General features: G+C 71.8%; 7 protein-coding genes. 5 read left to right on the top strand and 2 right to left on the bottom strand.

Annotation, left to right across the window (positions count from 1 at the left end):
• Positions 1-192 precede the first annotated feature (192 nt).
• Complete coding sequence (locus DPA01S_RS09040) at positions 193-726, top strand: GNAT family N-acetyltransferase (RefSeq protein WP_061915578.1); 534 nt, start codon at positions 193-195, stop codon at positions 724-726.
• A gap of 374 nt (positions 727-1,100) precedes the next feature.
• Here DPA01S_RS09040 and zapE read toward each other — a convergent pair whose 3' ends face one another.
• Entirely contained in the window at positions 1,101-2,117 is a 1,017-nt protein-coding gene (gene zapE, locus DPA01S_RS09035) for a cell division protein ZapE (RefSeq protein WP_061227698.1), read from the bottom strand.
• 51 nt (positions 2,118-2,168) lie between these two features.
• Here zapE and DPA01S_RS09030 point away from each other — a divergent pair, with 51 nt between their 5' ends.
• The 4 genes from DPA01S_RS09030 to msrB are packed head-to-tail and all read left to right on the top strand — an operon-like array spanning position 2,169 to position 6,192.
• Positions 2,169-2,915: a dihydrofolate reductase family protein gene (locus tag DPA01S_RS09030; RefSeq protein WP_061227699.1), complete on the top strand. Its 747-nt coding sequence runs from the start codon at positions 2,169-2,171 to the stop codon at positions 2,913-2,915.
• A gap of 41 nt (positions 2,916-2,956) precedes the next feature.
• Entirely contained in the window at positions 2,957-4,498 is a 1,542-nt protein-coding gene (locus tag DPA01S_RS09025) for an alpha/beta fold hydrolase (protein WP_061915575.1), read from the top strand.
• Between the two features lie 53 nt (positions 4,499-4,551).
• A complete protein-coding gene (locus DPA01S_RS09020; RefSeq protein WP_232303085.1) occupies positions 4,552-5,748 on the top strand; it encodes a glycosyltransferase family 87 protein in 1,197 nt (398 codons plus the stop codon).
• A gap of 9 nt (positions 5,749-5,757) precedes the next feature.
• Complete coding sequence (gene msrB, locus DPA01S_RS09015; protein WP_061227702.1) at positions 5,758-6,192, top strand: peptide-methionine (R)-S-oxide reductase MsrB; 435 nt, start codon at positions 5,758-5,760, stop codon at positions 6,190-6,192.
• 79 nt (positions 6,193-6,271) lie between these two features.
• On the opposite strand, the gene hemQ is transcribed toward msrB, so the two are convergent.
• Positions 6,272-6,967 carry a hydrogen peroxide-dependent heme synthase gene (gene hemQ / locus DPA01S_RS09010; protein WP_061915572.1) on the bottom strand — a complete coding sequence of 232 codons (696 nt, stop codon included), beginning with the start codon at positions 6,965-6,967 and terminating at the stop codon, positions 6,272-6,274.
• Between the last annotated feature and the right edge of the window lies 1 nt (position 6,968).

The following is a 6,968-nucleotide window of genomic DNA, read 5'->3' as shown; positions in this document are numbered from 1 at the left end:
TGCGCGGCCGCGTCGTCGACTTCCGTCATACCACCGGGGTCCTCGCCGACCTCCGCCGGACCGCCGCCGACTCGTATGAGGTCACACTCGTCCTCGGCGGTGGCGACGACATCGAGCGGTATGTCATCCGCGGGGTACGCGAGGACGAGAGCCTCCATCTGCACGCGTGAACGGTGCCCCTAGGCTGGTCGGGTGACCGCGCGACTCGACGAGGCCGTAGAAGCCGACCTCCGCCCCCTGTCGGATCTGGCCGCCCGTACGTTCCCGCTGGCGTGCCCGCCGGACCTCGACGCGGGGGTGATCGAGGCCTTCATCGCCGAGCACCTCAGTGAGGAGGCGTTCAGGGCATACACGGAGTCCTCGGACCACGAGGTGCTGGTGTGCCGGGCAGACTGCGGCGCGATCGTGGGGTACGTACTGCTCGTCGAGGGCACCGTGATGGATCCCGACTGCGCAGCGCAGATCGTCCACCGCCCCACGAGGGGTATCAGCAAGTTCTATGTCGACCCGGACCACCACGGCGCAGGGATCGCGTCCCGGATGCTCGACGACGTGACGGCGCGAAGTCGACAGTCGGGTGTGCGGAGCGTCTGGTTGGCCACGAATATCGCGAACGCGCGGGCCCGTCGGTTCTACGTCAAGCACGGGTTCGAGCCCCGCGGGAACCGGACTCTTGACGTGGGCGGCGTCGCCAACACCGATGTCGTCTACGAACTGCCTCTCTGAATCGCGCTCTTTCTGAGCCGCGCTGCCGCGGCCGGACGATCCCGGTCCTCGAGCGCTCCTTCGGGATAGGCCGCCCTGGCGATGCCCGGCTGTGGCAACGCCACCTATCTGCCCACGCGCCACCTGTGGGATCCCGTAGGCGTCGCGCTATCGGATAGGTGGCGCGCTATCGGATAGGTGGTGCGTAGGCAGATAGGCGGCGCGGAGGCCGATGGGTGGCGGGTGATCCGATAAGCGACGTCGCGGGTTGAGAACCCGGGCGGGTCGCCGGCCCCGGGCGCGCCGCGGCGCTGCGGTCGGGAATGAGCCAGCTGCGGCCGGCGATCAGCCGGCTGCGGCGCTGCCGTCGGGAATGAGCCAGCTGCGGCCGGCGCTCAGCCGCCGACGGTCTCGAAGCGGGACAGCGCCAGCAGGCGCGAAGTCGCCCGCAGGTACTTCTTGCGGTACCCGCCGGCGACCATCTCCTCGGTGAAGATCGCGTCCAGCTTGTCGCCCGAGTTCCGCACCGGGATGCCCGCGTCGTAGAGACGGTCCGCGAGCACCACGAGCCGCAGCGCGATCGACTGGTCCGGCAGCGGCTTGACCCCGCTCAGGCAGACACGGTTCACCCCGTCGACCAGGCGGTTGTACTTGGAGGGATGCAGGGTCGACAGGTGCTGGCACAGCTCGTCGAAGTCATCGAACGTCGCGCCGTCGACCGCCTCGGCGTCCGCCCGCAGGTCATCGTCGGTCATCGGGTCCGGGGCCGGCGGCAGGTTGCGGTGCCGGTAGTCCGGGCCGTCCACCCGGATGGACTCGAAGATGCCCGACATCTTGCGGATCTCCCGCATGAAGTCCTTGGCCGCGAAGCGCCCCTCCCCCAGCTGCTCGGGCAGGGTGTTGGACGTGGCCGCCACACTGACGCCGGCCGTCGTCAGCTCGGCGAGCAGGCGGGAGACGAGCATGGTGTCGCCCGGGTCGTCGAGCTCGAACTCGTCGATGCACAGCACGGAGTGGCCCGAGAGCTCCTCGACCGCCCGGTTGAAGCCGAGCGCACCCACCACGTGCGTCAGCTCGACGAACGTGCCGAACGCCTTCGGCTCGGGACAGTTGTGATAGATCGAGGTCAACAGGTGGGTCTTACCCACGCCGAACCCGCCGTCGAGGTAGATACCGGTGCCCTGGACGGCCTTGGGGCGCCGCCCGAATAGGCCCTTCTTCGGCGCGCGCCGCGAGTTGACCTCCTCCGCGAACTGCCGACACGCCTTGACCGCGGCGGCCTGCGAGGGCTGCGCCGGATCCGGGATGTAGGAGTCGAAGCTGACGTCGTCGAACATCGACGGCGGCACCATCTGGGCCACGAGCTGGTCGGCAGGGACCACCGGGGTGACGTCAACGAGGCGAGAGACCATACGCAGAGCCTATCGTGGGGGCATCCGACGTCAGAACGGAAGGAGTCCGCGGTGCACACGACACGGCTCACCGTGATCGACGACGACCCCGCGGCCCTGGACACCCTCTGGGAGGCGCTGGAGCCGGAGCCCGATCTCGCCCTGCCCCGCATCCGGGCGGTAATGATCTCCACGGTCGACGGCAGCACGACCGTCGACGGGCGTAGCGGCGGGCTCGGCACCCCGACCGACAGGCTCGTCTACGACGCCATGCGCGCCCGGGCCGACCTGGTGATGGTGGGCTCCGCCACGGCGCTGACCGAGGGATACGGTCCCGCCACGATCGCCGACGCCTGGGCGGACCGACGCCCCGGTCCCCCGCCGGTGGTCCTGGTGTTCACCCGGAGCATCCCCGACCGGCTGATCGACCACTGCGCGCCCCTGGGCGACGCCGTCCAGGTCGTCGCCGCACACGGCGTCCCGGGCGACCGCCTGGAGGCCGCCCGCCGACAGGGCGTGACCGTCCACGTGCTGGACCCCGGGCCGCTGCGCGCGGCGGTCCGATCGCTGGCCACCCACTTCGGGGCGTCCGAGGTGGCATTCGAGGGCGGCCCCGGACTCCTCGGCACCTTCCTCCGCGAGGGCGCGGTCGACGAGCTCGTGCTGTCCGTCGCGCCGCAGCTCGTCGTCGGCGGCGACCGCACACCGCTGGCCAGCGGCCCGGGCACCAGCAGGGTGCCGATGCGGCTCGCCGCCGCGTTCACCTGCCCACGCGGCGGGCTCTACACGCGCTGGGTCGTCGACGGGGCGTCCGGGTGAGGCGCGGCGGAGACGATCCGGCTCCCCGGCGCCTCGAACAGATGACCCGCGGCGGAGACCACCCGGCTCCCCGGTGCCGCGACCGGCTGACGCGCGCGCTCGGTGCCGTGCTGGCCGCCATCGCGGTGGCGGCGGCCGCCTGCGCGCCTCTGCCCGCCACGGGCCCGCGGCTGGCCACCGTCGACGGCCCGGGCCGTGACGCCGACGGCGGTACCGGCCGGGAGACAGCGGACCGCCCGGAGTGGCTCGCACCGCGCTCCGACCTCACCTGGACACCCTGCGCGGCGGACCGGGCCCGCGGGATGCCGGAGGAGGCCACCGTCGAGTGCTCGACGCTCGGGGACACGCCCGTCCTGCGCCTCACGGCGACGGGCACCCCGGACGACGCCGCGCCCCTCGTCGTCGTCGCCGGTCCCGAGACCTCACCCGACAGCCTCACGGCGCGGCTCGCCTCCGCCGGCCCCGAACTCACCGACTCCCGGCCGCTCGTCGTCGTCGACCATCGGGGCCGGTCCGGCGCGGCCGGAGCGTGCCTGTCCTTCCCCGCCCGGCGCACACTCGACGGGCTGGCGGACCGTGGCACCGACCCCACCTCCCCCGAGGTGCGCGGCGCCCTCGCCGACACCGCGCAGTCCTGCACCGACCAGCTCCAGGGCCGCGAACTGGACTTCGGCGCCGCGGGCGCCGCCGAGGACCTCGAACGGCTCCGGCAGGAATGGGGGGTCCCCGGACTCGCCGTTCTGGGGATCGGCACCGGCGCCCGCACCGCCCTGGCCTACGCGAGCGCCCACCCCGGCCGTCTGTCGACGCTGGTCGTCGACTCGCCCGCCCCCGCCGACGGCGACCAGGAGGCCGCCGCCCGCGCCGCCCTCGACGGCTCCGACTCCGCGCTGCGGCTCTGGGCCGCCTCGTGCACGCGGCCGGAGTGCGGACCCGGCGACGCCGACCAGAAGGTCGACGCGATCGCCCGGGCCCTCGACCGCGCCCGCGACCCCGGCGCGACCGTGGCCGCAGCCCTGCTGTCCGACGTCGTCCGCTCCGCGCTGGCCGACCTGTCCGGCGCCTCCGCCGGCGCCCCGTCCCCGGGCGACGTGATCCTCGGCGACCTCGTGAGCGCGGCGCCCGACGAGACCCCCGACAGCGTCCGCGACCGCGCCACAGAACTGTCCGGGACCTCCCTGCCGTACGTGGCCGGGTGCTCCGACCTGTCACGCCGCGTGCCGGTCAACCGCGTCGACGAACTGAGCACCGAGTGGGCCGGGACCCCGCCGTTCGGGGAGATCCTCGCCGCGCAGCTGTCCGCATGCTCCACCTGGCCCGTCCCCGGGCAGGCCCCGGTCAGCGTGCCCGCCGACGTCCCGGTCCTGCTCCTGGGCGGGATCGCCGACCCCGTCGCCGGCGCCGCCGCCGTCGAACCGTCCGTCGCCGCGCTCACCGCCGCCGGCGCCACCGACGTCCGCACGCTCACCTGGGGCGCGCCCGGGTCGCGGGTGATCCTGCACTCCGGGTGCGCCCGAACCGCGGTGACCGGATTCCTGGCCGACCCCGACACCGCCGAGGACTCCGCCGCCTGCCCGTCCTGACCGACCGGAGCGCCTCGCCCGACCCCGGAGGGCCAGGCGGTACCCTGCCTGACGTGCCGTTGCCCACCCGAAACACGATGACCGTGCCCCGCGTCCTTGCCCACGTGTTGTGGCCGTTGGCGATCATGACCGTCATCCACCGTGTCCTGATCCGGGCCGTCAACGGCTCGATCACCAACGATTTCGGCACGGTCTACGCCGCCACCAGGCGGTTCCTCGCCGGCGAGCCGGTGTACGCCGAGAACCTGCTGACCGTCCAGCCGCACTACCTCTACGCCCCCAGCGGGACGTTGATGCTGGCCCCGTTCGGGATGATCGACAACTACACGCTCGCCCGCTGGCTGTTCATCGGCCTCAACACCGCCGCGATCATCGCCGCGCTGTGGCTGCTGATGCGGCTGTTCGACCTGGACGTCCGGTCGTTCGCCGCCCCCGCGATCCTGCTGGCCGCGTTCTGCACGGAGGCCGTGACCAACACGCTGGTGTTCACGAACGTCAACGGCGTGATCTTCCTCTGCCAGGTCGCGTTCCTGTACCTCCTGCACCGCCGGCGCCTGTGGTGGGCCGGCGTGGCCATCGGCCTGTCGCTCGCGATCAAACCGATGCTGGCGCCTCTACTCGTGCTGCCGCTCATCCGCAGGCAGTGGCAACCGTTCGTCACGGCCGCCGCGATCCCCGCCGTGGCCATGGCCGCCGGCTGGGCGCTGACCGTCGACGCCCGCAGCTACCTCGACACCACACTGGCCTACATGGGCGAGGTGCGTGACTACTACAACAGCTCGCTCGCGGGGCTCGGTCTGTACTACGGGGTCCCGGAGCCGCTCATCCTGGTCGCGCGGATCCTCGTGGTGGCCGCGACGCTGCTGGCGGTGTGGCTGCTGCTCGAGTACCGCCACAACCACGAGGTGCTGTGGCTCGCCACCACCTCCGGCGTCGTCCTCACCGGTGTGTTCCTCGTCTCCACCCTCGGCCAGATGTACTACTCCATGATGCTCATCCCCATCATGCTCACGGTGGTGCTCGACAGGTCCCTGGTGCGCACCTGGCCGGCGTGGCTCGCCGCCTACGGGTTCTTCACACTCGACTTCTGGGAGTCGACACGCTGGCCGTACTACGGGCGGCTGCTCGAGTTCGCGCACCCGACCCTCGGCTGGCTGCTGCTGTTGGCCACCGTCCTGGTGGTGCTCCTGTGGCGCCGCTCGGACCCCAGCCGCCACGAGCGGATCGCACCGGCTGCCGCGGCGGCGTAACCTGCGGGCATGAGCAAGCCCACCGACAGCCACACCCCCCAGCCCGACTTCACCCTCGACGACGCCGAGTGGCGCCGCCGCCTCACCCCGGCGGAGTACCAGGTCCTGCGGCAGGCCGGGACCGAGCGGCCCTTCACGGGCGAGTACAACGACACCAAGACCGAGGGCGTCTACCGTTGCCGCGGCTGCGGTGCGGAGCTGTTCCGCAGCGACGCCAAGTTCGAGTCGAACTGCGGCTGGCCCTCGTTCTTCACTCCGCTGGCCGGCGACGCGGTCATCGAGCGCGAGGACACCTCGCTCGGCATGACCCGCACCGAGGTCATCTGCGCCAACTGCCACGGTCACCTGGGACACGTGTTCGCCGGCGAGGGCTACGGCACGCCCACCGACCTGCGATACTGCATCAATTCGGTGAGCCTGACGCTCGAGCCCGCCGAGGGCTGAGCGCGACACGCGCGAAAGGGGCCGACCGGATCAGTTCCGGCCGGCCCCTTTTCCGCGCTCTGTCGGGTGAGCGTGGACCCTACGGCAGGGACGCGGTGAGCTGCGCGGCCGTGACGCGCGGCCCGGTGAAGAACGGGATCTCCTCGCGCACGTGGCGACGGGCCTCGGTCGAGCGCATGATCCGCATGAGATCGACGATGCGGTCGAGCTGCGGCGCCTCGAAGGCGAGGATCCACTCGTAGTCACCCAGCGAGAACGCGGGCACGGTGTTCGCGCGGACGTCCGGATACTCGCGGGCGGCGCGACCGTGCTCGGCGAGGATCTGGCGCCGCTCTTCGTCGGGCAGCAGGTACCACTCGTAGGAACGCACGAACGGGTACACGGAGATGTACGCTCCCGGTTCCTCCTCGGCGAGGAACGCGGGGATGTGGCTCTTGTTGAATTCGGCGGGCCGGTGCAGGGCGGTGTTGGACCAGAACGCCGTGCTGGCCCGGCCGAGCAGGGTGGTGCGTCGGAAGTCGTTGTAGAACCGCTGCAGGTCCTCGATGTGTTCGGCGTGGGTCCAGAACATGAAGTCGGCCTCGGCGCGCAGGCCGGAGACGTCGTACAGTCCGCGCACCACGACGTCCGTGCCCTCGTAGCGGGCGAGGAAGGTCTCGAGATCCGCGGCGACCGCGTCCCGGTCGTCTCCGAGCTGCCCGGGCGTCACGGTGAAGACCGAGAACATGAGGTAGCGCAGGGTGGAGTTGAGCTTCTTGTAGTCGAGGCGTGCCATG

The organism is Dietzia papillomatosis NBRC 105045 (assembly GCF_001570845.1).
Taxonomy (GTDB): Bacteria; Actinomycetota; Actinomycetes; order Mycobacteriales; family Mycobacteriaceae; genus Dietzia; species Dietzia cinnamea.
This window is presented reverse-complemented; position numbering and strand designations above follow the sequence as displayed.